The sequence below is a fragment of the Marinobacterium rhizophilum DSM 18822 genome (assembly GCF_000378045.1).
Classification (GTDB): domain Bacteria; phylum Pseudomonadota; class Gammaproteobacteria; order Pseudomonadales; family Balneatricaceae; genus Marinobacterium_A; species Marinobacterium_A rhizophilum.
Window position 1 is genome coordinate 23,613 of sequence record NZ_KB899102.1, and the last position, 15,477, is coordinate 39,089.

Sequence of the window (15,477 nt, forward strand, 5' to 3'; positions counted from 1 at the left end):
CGCGGTCGTGCATGTTGCACCTGGATGAAGATACCCCTGCTCGGCTGCGGAGCCTGCCCCGGGTTCCGCAGTTCGCGGTTAATCAGGCACGGATGCCGGGTTGGCTGACAGGTTAACGGCACCCGTTGCTGTACAGCAGTTCATGGCAGTGCTGGGCGATCATCGCCCCTTCGTGTGTGGGGATCACCAGCACATCGACCTGGCTATCAGGCCCGCTGATCAGCGTTGAGCCGGCGGCATTGGCTGCGGGATCCACCGTTACACCGAGCCATTTCAGGCGCTTGAGAATGCGGGCGCGGACATCCGCATCATTTTCGCCCACACCGCCGGTGAAGACCACGCGATCAAGGCCTTCCATGGCTGCACTGAGACGCCCGGCCTCCAGCGCAGCGCGATAGCAGAACATGTCGATAGCGGCCTCGGCTGCCGGTGTGCCACTGGCATGCAGCTCGAGCATATCCGAACTGACCCCCGATACGCCCAGCCAGCCGCTTTGCTTGTTCAAAATCTGCTCCAGGGCATCGATATCCAGTGCATAGTGGCGCATCAGGTAGAGCAGTACGCCCGGGTCAATGTTGCCGCAGCGGCTGCCCATGGGCAGGCCATCGAGGGCGGTAAACCCCATGCTGGAGGCAACCGAAAGGCTGTCGCGTACGGCACACATGCTGGCGCCGGAGCCGAAGTGGCAGATCAGGCTGCGCCCCAGGCCCCGGCGCTGTGTTTCAAGCTGGCGCTGGATGTACTGATAGGACAGGCCATGAAAGCCATAGCGGTGAATACCATCCTGGGTATAGCGGGCCGGGATGGCGTAATAACGTTCCAGTTCGGATTGACCGACATGAAACATGGTGTCAAAGCAGGCGACCTGCGGTATCCCCGGTAAATATTTCTGGCAGGCTCGAATCAGCGCAATATTGTACGGCTGGTGCAGCGGTGCCAGTGAGCTGAGCTGGTGCAGGCTTTCGATCAGGGTATCGTCAACCAGGGTGGGGGCGGAAAACTGCTCGCCGCCGTGCACAACACGGTGTCCCGCTGCCTGGATCTCGATCTCGGGCAAGTGTGTTGCGATCCAGTCAAGCACCAGTTTCAGCTCGCTTAGGTGACGCTGGCTGGAGGGAACCTGGCTGAAGTCGGGATTTAGCTGTGCGAGCTGGTGGCCCTGACCGTCAGTAATCGCCAGACTCGGCGTACCCAGTGCATCACTGAGCTTGAAGCGATAGCGCAGCTTCGATACACCCTTGCCGGGTTCGTAAAGGCCGCACTTCAGGCTGGAAGAGCCGCCATTGACCGCCAAAATACACTTCATGCTTGAGATGATCCTTATTCAAGTAGGGAGTCAGGGAACCCTTATGGTTTCACGTTCGTGCACAATATGAGAGGCGAGGGCGCAGGAGGCCAGGCGTGTCAGTGTGTTGTCGGACCGGCTGGTCAGGATGATCGGTACCCGGGCCCCCAGGGCGATTCCGGCTGACTCGGCATTGGCAAGGTAGACCAGCTGCTTGGCAATCATATTGGCGGACTCGAGATCGGGCGCCAGCAGGATATCGGCTTCGCCTGATACCTGCGACTCTATGTGCTTGTCGAGCGCGGCCTGGCGGGAAATGGCATTATCAAATGCCAGCGGGCCATCCAGGATGCCCCCCGTGATCTGACCCCGGTCCGACATCTTGCACAGCGCGGCTGCATCCAGCGTACTTTGCATACTCGGAACTATTTTCTCGACCGCAGCAAGGATGGCAACGCGCGGCCTTTCAATGCCCAGGACCTGGCAGAACTCGATGGCATTTTGCACGATGTCCCGTTTGACCGACAGATCGGGTGCCACGTTGATGGCGGCATCGGTAATCACCAGCGGCTTGTGATAGTTGGGTATATCAAATACAAACACATGACTCAGCCGTCTTTCGGTTCTGATGCCCAGTGTCTTGTGAAGCACCGCGCTTAACAGTTCCGACGTGGCCAGAGCGCCTTTCATGAGTGCCTCGACGCTGCCTTCGCGTACCAGGTCGCAGGCTTTTTCCGCCGCTGCATGGCTATGGGGCACATCGATGATTTCAATGTTAGCCAGCACCAGCTGTTCCCTGTCGGCGAGGTCCTGAATACGATGCTGCGGGCCAATCAGAACCGGTTCGATCAGACCCTGATCGGCGGCGCTCAGCGCGCCGGCCAGAGCGTTGTGATCAACTGGATGCACCACAGCGGTACGGATGGGACGCGCCTGACGGGCCTGGCGGATAAAAAACTCGAGCTGTTGCTGTGCGGGCGGTTTTTCAATGGTTAGCATGCGTCAACGCTCCTGTCGGCTTTTCCAGAGACACGATGATCTCATTATTATGATGCAGTTCAAAAAAGCCGGGACTGATCTGGATCATGATCCCTGCCTGAGCAGGCTGCTGGACATTTACCTGCGGTGCCGAATGCAGTGTTAAAAGCAGGCTCAAAGTGCTCATTTAGCTCACTAAACCCAGCTGTTTTTGTCGCAGCCTCGGCTGCCTTGATGACGCTTTTCAACACCCGGTTAGGGGTGCGTAAGGACAGGGTGCGCGGAAAAGGGGTCGAGCAGCTTTTGCGCACCGCGTAACAGGGTATCAGTGAGGCGCCGTGCCAGCGGGGTCTTCAGGTTCCAGACGTGCCAGTACAGCGGAACGGCGAGGTAGTTGCCGGGGGCCAGATCCACCACCAGGCCTTTGGCCAGAAAGCTGCTGCTTTGTTGGTCCGGCACCATGCCAGCGCCAAAGCCCCGTACGATCAGGTCAATAAATGCGTCGGGCGAGGGAACGCGGTGACGCGGGAAGTCGCCGGCCGCCAGTCCGTAAAAGCGTTCCAGGTAGCGACAATGCAGCGCATCTTTGTGGTTATATTCCACTGCCGGAGCCCTGCGCAGGCCTTCGGCCGTCACCGTGCCACCCAGATAATTTTCTATGTAGGACGGCGATACCAGGCAGCGGTAAGGGGTGACGCCCAGTGGAATGCAGTTGCAGCCCTGCATTGCCTGCGGGCTGGCGGTGATGCAGCCGATAACCTCACCGGTGCGCAGCAGATGGTGGGTCTGATCCTGGTCATCGACTTTTAAATCCAGCAGAATTTTTTCCGTCTCCAGCAAAGGTTGCAGTGCCGGCAAAAACCAGCTGCTCAGGCTGTCGGCATTGAGTCCCAGGGAGAGGCGGGTAAAGCTGTTGTCTTCGGCGTTATAGACTTCTTTGAGCAATTCCTTTTGCAGCAGGCTGACCTGGCGGTAGTGTTTTAGCACCTGTTGGCCTGCTGACGTTACCCGCACCGGGCTGGAGCGCACCACCAGCGCCTGGCCGAGTCGTTCTTCGAGTTGCTTGAGGCGCTGTGATACGGCCGATTGGGTGATATGCAACGAGGCCGCGGCGCGCTCAAAACTCTGCTCTTCAATCACGGCGGCCAGCGCCTGAATCTGTCGATAATCCAGCATTATTAGTTCTGCTAATTTGTTATCAGAAATATCAGTTTTACTTACTTTGTCGTGGTGGTCAATATTGCGCGCATCTTCACTCTCTCGCCCGAAAGGGGCGGGTTTCGATTACGGGAAATACTTGATGAATACTGCACTTCAGTCCAGCGTCCTGTTGCAGGGGTTTGTTACGGGGGGCGGCCTGATCATTGCCATCGGCGCACAGAATGCCTTTCTGCTGGCACAGGGAGTACGACGCCAGTATCACTGGCCCATCGCTCTGCTGTGCAGTTGCAGCGATACGCTGCTGATCTGCCTGGGGATTTTGGGCATGGGTGTGTTGATCAGCGAATCGCCGCTATTGCTGGAATTGGCGCGTATGCTTGGTGCGCTCTTTTTGTTCTACTACGGTTACCGGGCGTTACGCAGTGCGCTGCAGCCGGCGGGCCTGGAGATGACGGGGCACGGTGCCGGGTCCCTCAAGTCGGCCCTGCTAACGACGCTGGCAGTCAGTCTGCTGAATCCTCATGCCTATCTGGATACGGTTGTGCTGCTTGGCGGTGTCGCGACCCAGTACGGCGACAGCCTGCGCTACTGGTTTGGTGGCGGTGCCGTTCTGGCATCCTTTACATGGTTTTTGATGTTGGGCCTGGGCGCTCCGAAGCTGGCGCCGCTGTTTCGCAACCCTCGTGCCTGGCGGGTGCTCGACAGCTTCGTGTGTCTGATGATGTGGAGTATTGCACTGAGCCTGGTGCTTTAGTCGGGGCGCTCCTGGCTGCTACTATTCAGGGAGTCAGACAGGGCAGGATACGCATGATTCACATACGGGATATCGACCACCTGGTGTTGCGGGTGAAGCAGCTCGAGCCGATGCTGGACTTTTACTGTCGAGTGCTTGGCTGCACGCTTGAGCGGGCAAAGGCGGATTTGGGGCTTTATCAGCTGCGTGCCGGGCGTGTACTGATTGACCTGATTACGGTTGATGGGGAGCTGGGGGCGGCGGGTGGCAGAGCCGCGGGTGTCGAGGGCCGTAATATGGATCACTTTTGTCTGCGGCTAGAGCCTTTTGATGCTCAGGCTATTCGCGCGTACCTCGTGGCCGAGAATATTGACGTCAGTCCCATTGAGTCGCGTTACGGTGCCGAGGGTGCCGGGCCCTCGTTCTATATCAAGGATCCGGAGGGCAATACACTGGAACTGAAAGGGCCTGTCCAGATGGGTGGGGACTAACCCACTTTCCGTCACATCTACATCGCAAAAGTTCTTACACCGGGCTGAACGGCAATGGGGTTGTGTTGTCGGTTAGAAAGATAGCGGCTGCCGGTGGGGTAGGCGGTGGCTCAAACAGGGAGACGATGTATGAACAACAGCTTTGGTGCGCGCGATACGCTCGATCTGGGTGACAAGACCTATGAAATCTACAGGCTGGACGTGCTGGAGGCTCAGTATGGTATCAGTCGGTTACCCTACAGCCTCAAAATTCTCCTGGAAAATCTGCTGCGCCTGGAAGATGGACTGAACGTGCGGCCGTCCGATATAGAGGCGTTGTGCCGCTGGCAAGCGGGAGCTGAGGCCAGCGATCAGATTGCCTTTACACCGTCGCGTGTCGTGCTGCAGGATTTCACCGGCGTGCCGGTGGTGGTGGATCTTGCCGCCATGCGGGACGCAATGGTCAATCTAGGCGGTGACCCTGAGTTGATCAATCCGCTGCAGCCGGTGGATCTGGTGATCGATCATTCGGTCATGGTGGATCATTACGGCTCTGATCAGGCGCTGGATTTGAATACCCGTATTGAGTTTGAACGTAATGCCGAACGCTATCAGTTTCTGCGCTGGGGCCAAACGGCGTTTGCCAATTTCCGCGTCGTTCCGCCCGGCACCGGTATCGTGCATCAGGTTAACCTGGAATACCTCGCCCAGGTCGTGATGACTCAGGAACGTGACGGCGTGCTGCAGGCCTATCCCGATACCCTGGTTGGTACAGACTCTCACACAACCATGATTAATGGCCTGGGTGTGCTGGGCTGGGGCGTCGGCGGTATTGAGGCGGAAGCCGCGATGCTGGGGCAGCCCGTCACGATGCTGTTGCCAAGCGTCGTGGGCGTGCGATTGCAAGGGCGCCTGTCGCAAGGCGCTACGGCGACCGATCTGGTGCTACGCGTGACAGAAATGCTGCGCAGTCATGGCGTAGTCGGCAAGTTTGTCGAATTTTTTGGCGATGGCCTGGGCGAACTGCCGCTGGCAGACCGTGCCACCATTGCCAACATGGCGCCCGAGTACGGTGCGACCTGTGGCATCTTTCCGATCGACAGCGAAACCCTGCGTTACCTGGAGTTATCCGGCCGCAGCGCCGAGCAGCGCAGATTGGTGGAAACCTATGCACGGGAACAGCAGCTCTGGCACGACAGCTCCAGCGCGCAGGCTGAGTACAGCGAAGTGCTGGAGCTCGATTTGGCGTCAGTAGTGCCCAGCATTGCGGGCCCCAGACGGCCTCAGGACCGCATTGACCTGACTAATGCCAAGCGAGCGTTTGTCAGCGCGCTGCGGGAGGAGAACGGCACGGTCGATCCAAAAGTCCCGATGCAGGATGGCGGTGTTGCCTGTGAACTCGATGGTGAACAGCACCTGTTGCGCCACGGTGATGTGGTCATCGCGGCCATTACATCCTGTACCAACACGTCCAATCCTGCAGTGATGCTGGCAGCCGGCCTGGTGGCCAAAAAGGCCCATGAGCTGGGGCTGAAAACCAAGCCCTGGGTCAAAACCTCGCTGGCGCCGGGTTCCCAGGTGGTAAGCGCCTACCTGGAGTCCGCCGGACTGATGAAGCCATTGGCCGCGCTGGGATTCAACCTGGTGGGCTTTGGTTGCACCACCTGTATCGGCAACTCGGGGCCGCTGCGGCCACAGATCAGCCGGGCGATTGCCGACGGAAACCTGATGGTGTCGTCGGTACTGTCGGGCAACCGCAATTTTGAGGGACGGATTCATCCCGAGGTCAAAACCAACTATCTGGCATCACCACCGCTGGTGGTGGCCTATGCACTGGCCGGCAGCATGACGGTGGACCTGTATCAGGATCCACTGGGGCAGGATTCGAAAGGCAAGCCCGTCTATCTGAAAGACATCTGGCCCGAGCAGCAGGAAATACAGGCGCTGTTGCATAAATGCATCAATGCGGACATGTTTCAGCGCCGTTATGCCGATGTTTTTGAAGGGCCTGAATTCTGGCGGGCGCTGCCGCTGCCCCAGGGCACAACGTATCAATGGCCTGATTCCAGCTACATCAAACATCCACCGTATTTTGACGGCATGAGTGCACAGCCGGTGCCGCCAAAGGCGGTGCAGGGGGCGCGCTGCCTGGTGCGTGTGGGCGATTCCATTACCACTGACCATATCTCGCCAGCAGGCGCCATCAGCGCAGACAGCCCGGCGGGCCAGTATCTGCAGCAGCTGGGTGTTCAGCCGGCCGATTTCAACAGCTATGGTTCCAGGCGGGGCAACCACGAAGTGATGATGCGCGGTACCTTTGCCAATATACGGCTCAGAAACCAGCTGGCACCTGGCACCGAGGGCGGCTGGACTACACACTTTCCCTCCGGTGAGCAGCTCAGCATCTTTGATGCGGCAATGCGCTATCAGCAGGAGGCTGTCCCCCTGGTTGTGCTGGCGGGCAAAGAATATGGCACGGGCTCCAGTCGTGACTGGGCGGCGAAGGGGACGCGGCTGCTGGGTATTGGAGCCGTTATTGCCGAGAGTTTCGAACGTATCCATCGCTCCAACCTGGTGGGCTTTGGCGTACTTGCCCTGCAGTTCAAGGAGGGTGAGTCTGCCGAGAGCCTGGGGCTGCACGCCCAGGCGCTGTTTGACATTGGCCCGGTCGACGATGAACCGGCCGAGATCGAGGTCAGGGCCACGGCGCCGGATGGCAGCCAGTGCCGTTTCCAGGTCAGGGTACGCATCGATACGCCAGTTGAGTGGGAATACTATCGCCACGGCGGCATTTTGCAGTATGTGCTGCGCAACCTGGCCGGCGCCGCACACTGATCATTGTTAACGTGGCGGACAAGCAGGCTCCCTGCCTATTTGTCCGCCACCCCTGATGCTCTTTAACCCGAAAGCGTGGGTGCAAGTGGGTGAACGTGCTGGATTCTTAGAAGCGGAAGAGGTGGGGTTCGCATTGGGCCATCTTTTTCAAAAGAAGGCCCAGTGATGAAACATACCTGCTTCATGTAGTAACCCGCAGGGTTAATAGCAAGAAGCCTGTCAGGCTGCCTTGATGGAGGTATCAGCCTGTACATCCGTCTCGACAGGATCTGGCGCGGGGGGTTGGCCGGCTGCCAGGAAGGAGACAACGGCCAGGATTCCGCACGCGGCCATGACCAGGGTCATCGGCACCGAAGTACCGTTGTGGAGCAGCCCGACAGCTGCTCCACCCAGCGACCCAACACCAAAACGCAGTGAGCCACCCAGCGCCGAGGTGCTGCCCGATATAGTGGAAAAGCGATTCATGACCTCCGACAAAGTGTGCGCACTAATGATGCCGAAGGTGCCGATAAAGAATACACAGGCCAGCACAATCAGCGCCAGCGCGGGTTCTGTAAGGACACTGAGCACGATCAACAGCGTGCTCACCAGTGTGATTAGCACAAAGGTCAGCTGCAATAAGCGTTTTGAACCCAGGTGTGTAAAGCGGTTAGCCAGCATTGTGAGCGCCATCAGGGCGATGACATTCAGGCTGAACAATAACCCATAGTGCTCTGCGGCAACGCCAAACAGTTCGATATAGACAAAGGGAGATGCTGCAACGAAGGCCATCATGCCGGCAAACATGAAGCCTGCACTGAGCATGTGGCCCAGCGCGTGGCGATCACGCAGCAGGATGCCGTAGTTGTGAATCAGGACGGCCGGGCGCAGTGGTGTGCGCTTTTCTGGCGCCAGCGTTTCGTCGACATGGCAGTAAAATAGCGTCAGCCCGATGGCCGCAACCAGCACAAGCACCCAGAAAATCATGCGCCAGCTTGCGAGATAGAGTACCAGTGCTCCCAGCATGGGGGCGATCAGCGGAGCGACCGCCATGACCATCATGATAACGCTCATGGTGCGGGCAAAATCCGCCCCCTTGAAACGGTCCCTGACCAGTGCCGGCACTGTTACGGCCATGGCTGCAGCGCCAGTCGCCTGCAGCGCACGGGCTATCAATAGCCCGTTTATATCCGTGGCGAGGGCGCACAGAACACTGCCCAGGATAAACAGCAGTACGCCGGCAATAATGACGAAGCGCCGCCCCAGGGCATCGGACAGTGGGCCAAAAAAGAGTTGCGGCAGAGAAAATCCAATCAGGAAGACGGTCAGGCTCTGCTGTACCGCTTCGGTGGAGGCGTCAAGCCCGCTGGCGATGGTCGGCATGCTGGGCAGGTACATGTCGATTGCCAGCGGTGTGAGCCCGATCAGCAGGCCGAGGATGACGATAAAGGTTTTGTTGCTGCTCATAGTTACGTTATCTGCAGTGTAAAGGGGGACTATCTAGACGTGAGATACCGTGACGATAACGTCAGAAAACTGAATCGATCCGTCGCATACGGGTTCTGGTGCTGCTGGGTCAGTGAAGCTGGTAATCACACAAACTGAAAAAGTGACGCCAGTCGGACTAAACTGGGTAATGAGAAGCATTCTATCACCCCGCGGGTGATATTGCCGGCGGTGTTTTGCGAACTGACTGTTGCAGTATTTGCGCTAATGTCGGTTTGTTCTGATCCAATAAATGTACAGAGGAACGGACATGATGGACATTCCATGGTCAGATCGTCTGGTTGCACATCGCGGTTATGCCGCCCGTTATCCCGAAAACACACTGCTGGCGGTGCGAGAAGCCCTCAATGCCGGTGCGCAGTTTGTGGAAGTCGATATACAGCTCAGTGCTGATCGTGTTGTGGTGGTCTTCCACGACGATGACACGCAGCGTCTGTGTGGGCGCGGCGGTACCGTTCAGGCGCTGCATCGCGCCGAGCTGTCGGCGCTTTCCTGCCATTATCCGTCTCGCTTTGGAGAGGCCTTTGAGGGGGAGTCCCTGGCAACCCTGTCCGGTCTGCGTCTGCTGATGCAGCAGTTTCCCGACGTGGTTTTTTTCATCGAGCTCAAGCGTGGATCCATTGAGCATTTTGGACGGCGCGAATTTTTACAGGCAGCGGCATCAGGGCTCGCCGCGGTGATGGATCAGGTCGTGTTGATCAGTTACGACCGCGAGATTCTGCAGCAGGCAGCTGCGCTGGGGTGGCGTATCGGCGTTGTGCAGGATCAGTGGCCCGAGGCCGACGATCAGCAGTTACAGCAGCTTATGCCAGAGTTCCTGTTTCTTGAGGTCAGCGCGTTGCCGGAAGGTCCGCTGGCGTGGCAGCAAGCCCGGTTGGCCGTGTTTGAGGTCGCCCAGGCGGGAATGGCGCAGGCACTGATGCAAAGAGGGATCGAACTGGTGGAAACCTTCGACATCGGAGAGATGCGTTATGCACTGAACTGCGAGCAGGAAGCGCGCGATGCGCACTAGTGGCTGCCTTGGCCGGTCTTATTAACCGGGCTATGACCCTGCAACAGTACAGTGACTGTCGCAGGGCCGGTGCTGGTGTTCAACAGCCGTTATAGCGTCTTGAGTTTTGCCTGGTAGGGTGGCCACCCCATGGCCTTGCCACCCAGCACATGCAGGTGAATATGGAAGACCGTCTGGCCACCATGCTCGTTGCAGTTAAGAACCGTGCGGTAGCCATCACCGGCAAAGCCCTGTTGTTCGGCGAGCTTTGCGGCCACCATGATCATGTGGCCTACAAGCTCGCGATCCGGTTCAGTAATATCGTTTAGCGTCCTGATGTGCTGGCGTGGAATAACCAACGCATGAAAGGGCGCCTGCGGATTGATATCGTTGAATGCAATCACTTTTTCGTCTTCGTAAATGATCGCGGCCGGAATTTCCTCTTGTATTATTTTGCAGAACAAACAGTCCATATCAGCCCTCTTGGCGCCAGAATTGAGTTGGCCGCCGCCAAGGTATCATAGCGTTTCGAGCACTTCGCGCGGCGGACAATGATATTGCGCACAGACGGTATCGTCGGCCTTGACGGATTCGAGGTGGACGTCAAAACCCCAGAGCCTGTGCAGATGCCGCAGGACTTCTTCCGAACTTTCCCCCAGCGGCTGATTATTATACATGTAGTGGCGCAGGGTCAGGGAGCGGTCTCCGCGAACATCGACGTTATAAACCTGAATGTTGGGTTCCCGGTTGCCCAGGTTGTACTGGGCCGAGAGGTCCTCGCGAATACGCTGGTAGCCTGCTTCATTATGGATAGCCGACACCTTGAGTGTGGGACTTTCGGCATCGTCGTAAATTTCAAATAGTTTGAGTTCCCGAATCAGGGCCGGTGAGAGGTATTGCTGGATGAAGCTCTCATCCTTGAAGTTCTGCATGGCGTAATGGACGGCATCAAGCCAGTCGGTGCCGGCCAGCTGTGGGAACCATTCGCGGTCTTCGTCCGTGGGATGCTCACAGATACGGCGAATGTCCTGCATCATGTTGTAGCCCAGGGTGTACGGATTGATACCATTAAAATAGGGTGAGTCAAACGGCGGTTGGTAGACCACGCTGGAGTGGCTGTGCAGAAACTCCATCATGAAGCCGTCGGTCACCAGCCCCTCGTCGTACAGGCCATAGAGCAGGTTGTAGTGCCAGAAGCAGGCCCAGCCCTCGTTCATGACCTGGGTTTGCTTCTGCGGATAAAAGTACTGCGAGATCTTGCGCACAATGCGCACGATTTCCCGTTGCCAGGGTTCCAGCAGCGGTGCATTTTTCTCGATGAAATAGAGGATGTTTTCCTCAGGATCCTTGGGAAAGTGTGAAACCCGGTGAGTTTCCTGTTCTTCCTTCTGCGGGATCGTGTTCCAGAGGTCGTTCAGGTGGCGCTGGATGTATTCTTCCCGGTCGCGCTGGCGCTGGCGCTCTTCCTCTGCGGTCAGCGGCTGGGGCCGTTTGTAGCGGTTAACGCCGTAATTCATCAGGGCGTGGCAAGAGTCCAGCAGTTCCTCCACCGCTTCTGCTCCGTAGCGTTCCTCACAGTCGGCAATATATTTCTTGGCGAACAGCAGATAGTCGATGATGGCGGAGGCATCCGTCCAGGTTCGGAACAGGTAGTTGCCCTTGAAAAAAGAGTTATGGCCGTAGCAGGCATGGGCAATGACCAGAGCCTGCATGGTCATGGTGTTCTCTTCCATCAGGTAGGCAATGCTGGGGTTGGAATTGATGACGATTTCATACGCCAGCCCCATTTGCCCACGCTTGTAGCGTTGTTCGGTTTCAACGAACTGCTTGCCAAAGGACCAGTGGTTGTAGTTCAGCGGCATGCCGATGGAAGAGTATGCATCCATCATCTGTTCAGACGTAATGATCTCTATCTGGTTGGGGTAGGTGTCCAGGCGAAACCCCTTCGCCAGACGGGCAATTTCCCGGTCATAGGCCTCTATTAGCTCAAAGGTCCATTCTGAGCCGGTGGATAGCGGTTGTTTTTTCTTTGCCGGACGACTCATGCGGCACCTTCCATTTTCCGTGCAAACAATTTTCGAAAGACTGGGTAAATGTCGGACGCTTCCTCGATCTGGTGCATCGCAAAGGTTTCCGGGTAGGCTTCGCGTACCCGCTCGTATTCCAGCCAGAGGTTCTGGTGCGGCCCGGTGGTGATTTCGACGTAGGCATAATACTGCACGTACGGCAGTACCCGGTTGATCAGTATCTGGCGGCAGGCATCGGAGTCGCCATCCCAGTTATCGCCATCGGAGGCCTGGGCGACATAGATGTTCCAGTCGCCCGCCGGGTAGCGGTCTCGAATGACATCGCCGGTCAGTGTCAGGGCGCTGGACACGATAGTGCCGCCGGTTTCCCGAGAGTAAAAGAATTCTTCTTCGTCCACTTCCTTGGCGTGGGTATGGTGGCGAATAAAGACCACTTCAATCTGTTTGTAGTTCCGGGTCAGGAACAGGTAGAGCAGGATAAAGAACCGTTTGGCCATGTCCTTAATGGCCTGTGTCATGGAGCCGGACACGTCCATGACACAGAACATGACCGCCTTGCTGGACGGTACCGGCACCCGCACCAGGTTGGTGAATTTCAGATCAAAATCATCGATAAAGGGCAGCTTGCGGATTTTCTTTTCGAGTGCGTCGATTTCCGCCCGCAGCAGCTCGCGGCGTTTGGTATTTTCAGGGTCTGTAGGCGCGTCTTCGAGCTTCCATAGTTCTTTCTTCAGCTCACGTACCTGGCGCCGCTCTTTGCCAGACAGCGCAATACGCCGTGCATGTGCGGCCCGCAGGGAACGAACGATATGGAGCTTTTCCGGCGATCCCGAAGTGGTAAAACCCGCCCGTCGTGTTTCGGTCTGGGTGGCATCGCGCAGCTTCTTTTTGACCATGTAAGGCAGCTCAAGACCTTCAAACAGGAAGTCGAGAAATTCTTCCTGGTTGATGTTGAAGGTAAAGTCATCCATCCCTTCGCCCTGGTTGCTGGCTTTCCCCTTGCCACTCCCGCTTCCGCCTCCACCCTGGGGCCGTCGAAATTCATCACCCTCCATGTACTCCTTGTTACCCGGGTAAATCCGTTGCCGCTGGCCTCCGTCACCGTGGTGAAAGATGGGCTCAGAGATGTCTCGACTGGGAATCGTGACCTGGCCACCCTGTTCTATATCCCTGATTGAACGTTGATTGACCGCTTCTTCTACCGCCCGTTTAATATGCTTGCGATAGCGACGCAGGAAGCGCTGCCGGTTTACGGTGCTCTTCTTTTTTGCGTTAAGGCGGCGATCAATAATGTAACTCATACCCTGCTCCTTAGCCGACGTCCCCCGCTACACCGGCCGATGCGGCGTAACAGGGGACATCGAGCCCGTGTTGGGGGCGACAGCAACCAGTGACAGGCAAGATGCCGTTTACTGGGACTTACGTACGCGAATGTACCATTCACTCAGCAGGCGTACCTGTTTCTCGGTGTATCCACGATCGATCATGCGTTTGACAAACTCGCCATGCTTGCGCTGATCGTCCGACGAGGCCTTGGCATTGAAAGAGATGACCGGCAGAAGATCCTCGGTATTGGAGAACATCTTCTTCTCGATCACGGTGCGCATTTTCTCGTAACTCATCCAGGTCGGATTATTGCCGTTGTTGTTGGCCCGGGCGCGCAGCACAAAGTTGACCACTTCGTGGCGGAAGTCCTTTGGATTGCTGATGCCCGCCGGTTTCTCGATTTTCTCCAGTTCCTCATTGATGGCCTGGCGGTCCAGAATGTCGCCGGTTTCGGGGTCGCGGTATTCCTGGTCCTGAATCCAGAAATCGGCGTAGGTGCAGTAGCGATCAAAAATATTCTGGCCGTATTCCGAATAGGATTCGAGGTAAGCCGTCTGAACTTCCTTGCCGAGGAATTCGATGTACTTGGGTGCAACAAACTCTTTCAGAAAACCAATGTAGCGCTCCTGGGTTTCAGTCGGGAACTGCTGCTGTTCGATTTCCTTTTCCAGCACGTAAAGCAGGTGCACCGGGTTGGCGGCAACCTCGGTCGGATCGAAGTTGAATACCTTGGACAGAATCTTGAAAGCAAAACGGGTTGAAAGCCCGGTCATGCCTTCATCGACACCGGCGGCATCCTTGTACTCCTGCAGCGACTTGGCCTTGGGATCGGTGTCTTTCAGGTTCTCGCCGTCATAAATGCGCATTTTCGAGTAGACGCTGGAGTTTTCCGGATCCTTGATGCGGGACAGCGTGGTGAACTGCGCCAGCATGTTCAAGGTATCGGGCGCGCAGGGCGCTTCGCTGAGCGAGCTGTTTTCCAGCAGTTTCTCGTAAATGCGGACCTCCTCGGAAACCCGGGTGCAGTAGGGCACCTTGACGATGTAAACACGGTCAATGAAGGCTTCGTTGGTCTTGTTGTTCTTGAATGACTGCCATTCCGATTCGTTGGAGTGGGCCATGACTATGCCGTCATAGGGTATGGCACCCATCCCTTCGGTGCTGTTGTAGTTGCTTTCCTGGGTGGCCGTGAGCAGCGGGTGCAGCACCTTGATTGGTGCCTTGAACATCTCGACGAACTCCATCATGCCCTGGTTGGCGCGGCATAGCGCGCCAGAGAAACTGTAGGCATCCGGGTCGTGCTGCGGAAATTCTTCCAGCTTGCGGATATCAACCTTGCCGACCAGGCTGGAAATATCCTGGTTGTTTTCATCGCCTGGCTCGGTTTTGGCCAGGGCGATCTGGTTCAGGATCGAGGGGTAGAGTTTGACGACCCGGAACTGGCTGATATCGCCACCGAACTCCTTCAGTCGCTTGACGGCCCAGGGAGACATGATGCCCTTGATGTAGCGTCGCGGTATGCCGAACTCCTGCTCCAGGATTTCGCCATCCTCTTCGGGGTTAAAGAGCCCCAGCGGTGATTCAAATACCGGTGAACCCTTGATGGCGTAAAAGTGAACGTGCTCCATCAGGTGCTTGAGTTTTTCGGCCAGGGACGACTTGCCGCCGCCAACAGGGCCGAGCAGGTAGAGAATCTGTTTGCGCTCTTCCAGTCCCTGGGCAGCGTGCTTGAAGTAAGAGACGATATTTTCGATCGCTTCTTCCATGCCATAAAATTCGCTGAAGGCTGGATAGCGCTTTATAACCTTGTTGGAAAAGATGCGGCTTAAACGCGAGTCTCGGGAGGTATCTACTGATTCTGGGCTGCCGATGGCCTGGAGCATGCGTTCGGCCGCACTGGCGTAGGCCATTGGATCTTCCTTGCACAGAGCAAGGTACTCCTGCAGGCTCATTTCTTCCTGCTGCGTCGAAGAATAACGCGCTTTGAAGTGCTCAAAAATACTCATAATCGGCTACCTTCTCTGTCTCATTACCACTTGATTGGTAAAGTTTTTAGTCTCTTAGACCTGTCCTTTTAGCCCGCTGTTGATTCAAGTGTAGCCCACCTTTGGTGTGCCGGTGGATGTTCGCACCAATTTTGCCAGAAGCATTTCCGTCACCCCTTTGATAGCGCCAAAGGGAGCAAG

General features: G+C 56.9%; 13 protein-coding genes. 4 read left to right on the forward strand and 9 right to left on the reverse strand.

Going from position 1 to position 15,477, the window contains the following annotated elements:
- Nucleotides 1-112: 112 nt before the first annotated feature.
- From F451_RS0115065 to F451_RS0115080, 4 genes are all read right to left on the reverse strand, one after another.
- Nucleotides 113-1,306 carry an acetate/propionate family kinase gene (locus tag F451_RS0115065; protein WP_020682219.1) on the reverse strand — a complete coding sequence of 398 codons (1,194 nt, stop codon included), beginning with the start codon at nucleotides 1,304-1,306 and terminating at the stop codon, nucleotides 113-115.
- Nucleotides 1,307-1,336: 30 nt separating this feature from the next.
- Nucleotides 1,337-2,284 carry a bifunctional enoyl-CoA hydratase/phosphate acetyltransferase gene (locus F451_RS0115070; protein ID WP_020682220.1) on the reverse strand — a complete coding sequence of 316 codons (948 nt, stop codon included), beginning with the start codon at nucleotides 2,282-2,284 and terminating at the stop codon, nucleotides 1,337-1,339.
- The gene (locus F451_RS27800; RefSeq protein ID WP_156826508.1) at nucleotides 2,271-2,450 is read right to left on the reverse strand and encodes a hypothetical protein; all 180 of its coding nucleotides are present in this window, start codon (nucleotides 2,448-2,450) and stop codon (nucleotides 2,271-2,273) included. The genes F451_RS0115070 and F451_RS27800 overlap by 14 nt, the downstream gene beginning before the upstream one ends.
- Nucleotides 2,451-2,518: 68 nt before the next feature.
- Complete coding sequence (locus tag F451_RS0115080; protein WP_020682222.1) at nucleotides 2,519-3,439, reverse strand: LysR family transcriptional regulator ArgP; 921 nt, start codon at nucleotides 3,437-3,439, stop codon at nucleotides 2,519-2,521.
- A 124-nt stretch (nucleotides 3,440-3,563) separates the two neighbouring features.
- On the opposite strand from F451_RS0115080, the gene F451_RS0115085 reads away from it, so the two are divergent.
- The 3 genes from F451_RS0115085 (at nucleotide 3,564) to acnA (ending at nucleotide 7,462) form a co-directional block, all read left to right on the forward strand.
- Nucleotides 3,564-4,178: a LysE/ArgO family amino acid transporter gene (locus tag F451_RS0115085; RefSeq protein WP_020682223.1), complete on the forward strand. Its 615-nt coding sequence runs from the start codon at nucleotides 3,564-3,566 to the stop codon at nucleotides 4,176-4,178.
- A gap of 53 nt (nucleotides 4,179-4,231) precedes the next feature.
- Nucleotides 4,232-4,648 (forward strand): VOC family protein, encoded by a 417-nt coding sequence (locus F451_RS0115090; protein WP_020682224.1) that lies wholly within the window; start codon nucleotides 4,232-4,234, stop codon nucleotides 4,646-4,648.
- Nucleotides 4,649-4,777: 129 nt separating this feature from the next.
- On the forward strand, nucleotides 4,778-7,462 hold the full coding sequence (gene acnA, locus F451_RS0115095) for an aconitate hydratase AcnA (protein ID WP_020682225.1): 2,685 nt from the start codon (nucleotides 4,778-4,780) through the stop codon (nucleotides 7,460-7,462).
- A gap of 219 nt (nucleotides 7,463-7,681) precedes the next feature.
- On the opposite strand, the gene F451_RS25685 is transcribed toward acnA, so the two are convergent.
- Nucleotides 7,682-8,908 carry a Bcr/CflA family multidrug efflux MFS transporter gene (locus F451_RS25685; protein ID WP_020682227.1) on the reverse strand — a complete coding sequence of 409 codons (1,227 nt, stop codon included), beginning with the start codon at nucleotides 8,906-8,908 and terminating at the stop codon, nucleotides 7,682-7,684.
- A gap of 289 nt (nucleotides 8,909-9,197) precedes the next feature.
- Here F451_RS25685 and F451_RS25690 point away from each other — a divergent pair, with 289 nt between their 5' ends.
- Nucleotides 9,198-9,959 (forward strand): glycerophosphodiester phosphodiesterase family protein, encoded by a 762-nt coding sequence (locus F451_RS25690; RefSeq protein WP_020682228.1) that lies wholly within the window; start codon nucleotides 9,198-9,200, stop codon nucleotides 9,957-9,959.
- Nucleotides 9,960-10,048: 89 nt separating this feature from the next.
- Here F451_RS25690 and F451_RS0115115 read toward each other — a convergent pair whose 3' ends face one another.
- The 4 genes from F451_RS0115115 to F451_RS0115130 form a co-directional block, all read right to left on the reverse strand.
- The gene (locus tag F451_RS0115115) at nucleotides 10,049-10,411 is read right to left on the reverse strand and encodes a histidine triad nucleotide-binding protein (protein WP_020682229.1); all 363 of its coding nucleotides are present in this window, start codon (nucleotides 10,409-10,411) and stop codon (nucleotides 10,049-10,051) included.
- A 45-nt stretch (nucleotides 10,412-10,456) separates the two neighbouring features.
- Nucleotides 10,457-11,983 (reverse strand): SpoVR family protein, encoded by a 1,527-nt coding sequence (locus F451_RS0115120; protein WP_020682230.1) that lies wholly within the window; start codon nucleotides 11,981-11,983, stop codon nucleotides 10,457-10,459.
- Nucleotides 11,980-13,266, reverse strand: coding sequence for a YeaH/YhbH family protein (locus tag F451_RS0115125; RefSeq protein ID WP_020682231.1), 1,287 nt, complete (start codon nucleotides 13,264-13,266; stop codon nucleotides 11,980-11,982). The genes F451_RS0115120 and F451_RS0115125 overlap by 4 nt, the downstream gene beginning before the upstream one ends.
- A 108-nt stretch (nucleotides 13,267-13,374) precedes the next feature.
- Nucleotides 13,375-15,297, reverse strand: coding sequence for a PrkA family serine protein kinase (locus tag F451_RS0115130; protein ID WP_020682232.1), 1,923 nt, complete (start codon nucleotides 15,295-15,297; stop codon nucleotides 13,375-13,377).
- Nucleotides 15,298-15,477 lie beyond the last annotated feature (180 nt).

Coding starts and splice junctions, on each gene's coding strand:
- F451_RS0115065 (WP_020682219.1), bottom strand. CDS start 1,306: ATGAAGTGTATTTTGGCGGTCAATGGCGGCTCTTCCAGCCTGAAGTGC.
- F451_RS0115070 (WP_020682220.1), bottom strand. CDS start 2,284: ATGCTAACCATTGAAAAACCGCCCGCACAGCAACAGCTCGAGTTTTTT.
- F451_RS27800 (WP_156826508.1), bottom strand. CDS start 2,450: ATGAGCACTTTGAGCCTGCTTTTAACACTGCATTCGGCACCGCAGGTA.
- F451_RS0115080 (WP_020682222.1), bottom strand. CDS start 3,439: ATGCTGGATTATCGACAGATTCAGGCGCTGGCCGCCGTGATTGAAGAG.
- F451_RS0115085 (WP_020682223.1), top strand. CDS start 3,564: ATGAATACTGCACTTCAGTCCAGCGTCCTGTTGCAGGGGTTTGTTACG.
- F451_RS0115090 (WP_020682224.1), top strand. CDS start 4,232: ATGATTCACATACGGGATATCGACCACCTGGTGTTGCGGGTGAAGCAG.
- acnA (WP_020682225.1), top strand. CDS start 4,778: ATGAACAACAGCTTTGGTGCGCGCGATACGCTCGATCTGGGTGACAAG.
- F451_RS25685 (WP_020682227.1), bottom strand. CDS start 8,908: ATGAGCAGCAACAAAACCTTTATCGTCATCCTCGGCCTGCTGATCGGG.
- F451_RS25690 (WP_020682228.1), top strand. CDS start 9,198: ATGATGGACATTCCATGGTCAGATCGTCTGGTTGCACATCGCGGTTAT.
- F451_RS0115115 (WP_020682229.1), bottom strand. CDS start 10,411: ATGGACTGTTTGTTCTGCAAAATAATACAAGAGGAAATTCCGGCCGCG.
- F451_RS0115120 (WP_020682230.1), bottom strand. CDS start 11,983: ATGAGTCGTCCGGCAAAGAAAAAACAACCGCTATCCACCGGCTCAGAA.
- F451_RS0115125 (WP_020682231.1), bottom strand. CDS start 13,266: ATGAGTTACATTATTGATCGCCGCCTTAACGCAAAAAAGAAGAGCACC.
- F451_RS0115130 (WP_020682232.1), bottom strand. CDS start 15,297: ATGAGTATTTTTGAGCACTTCAAAGCGCGTTATTCTTCGACGCAGCAG.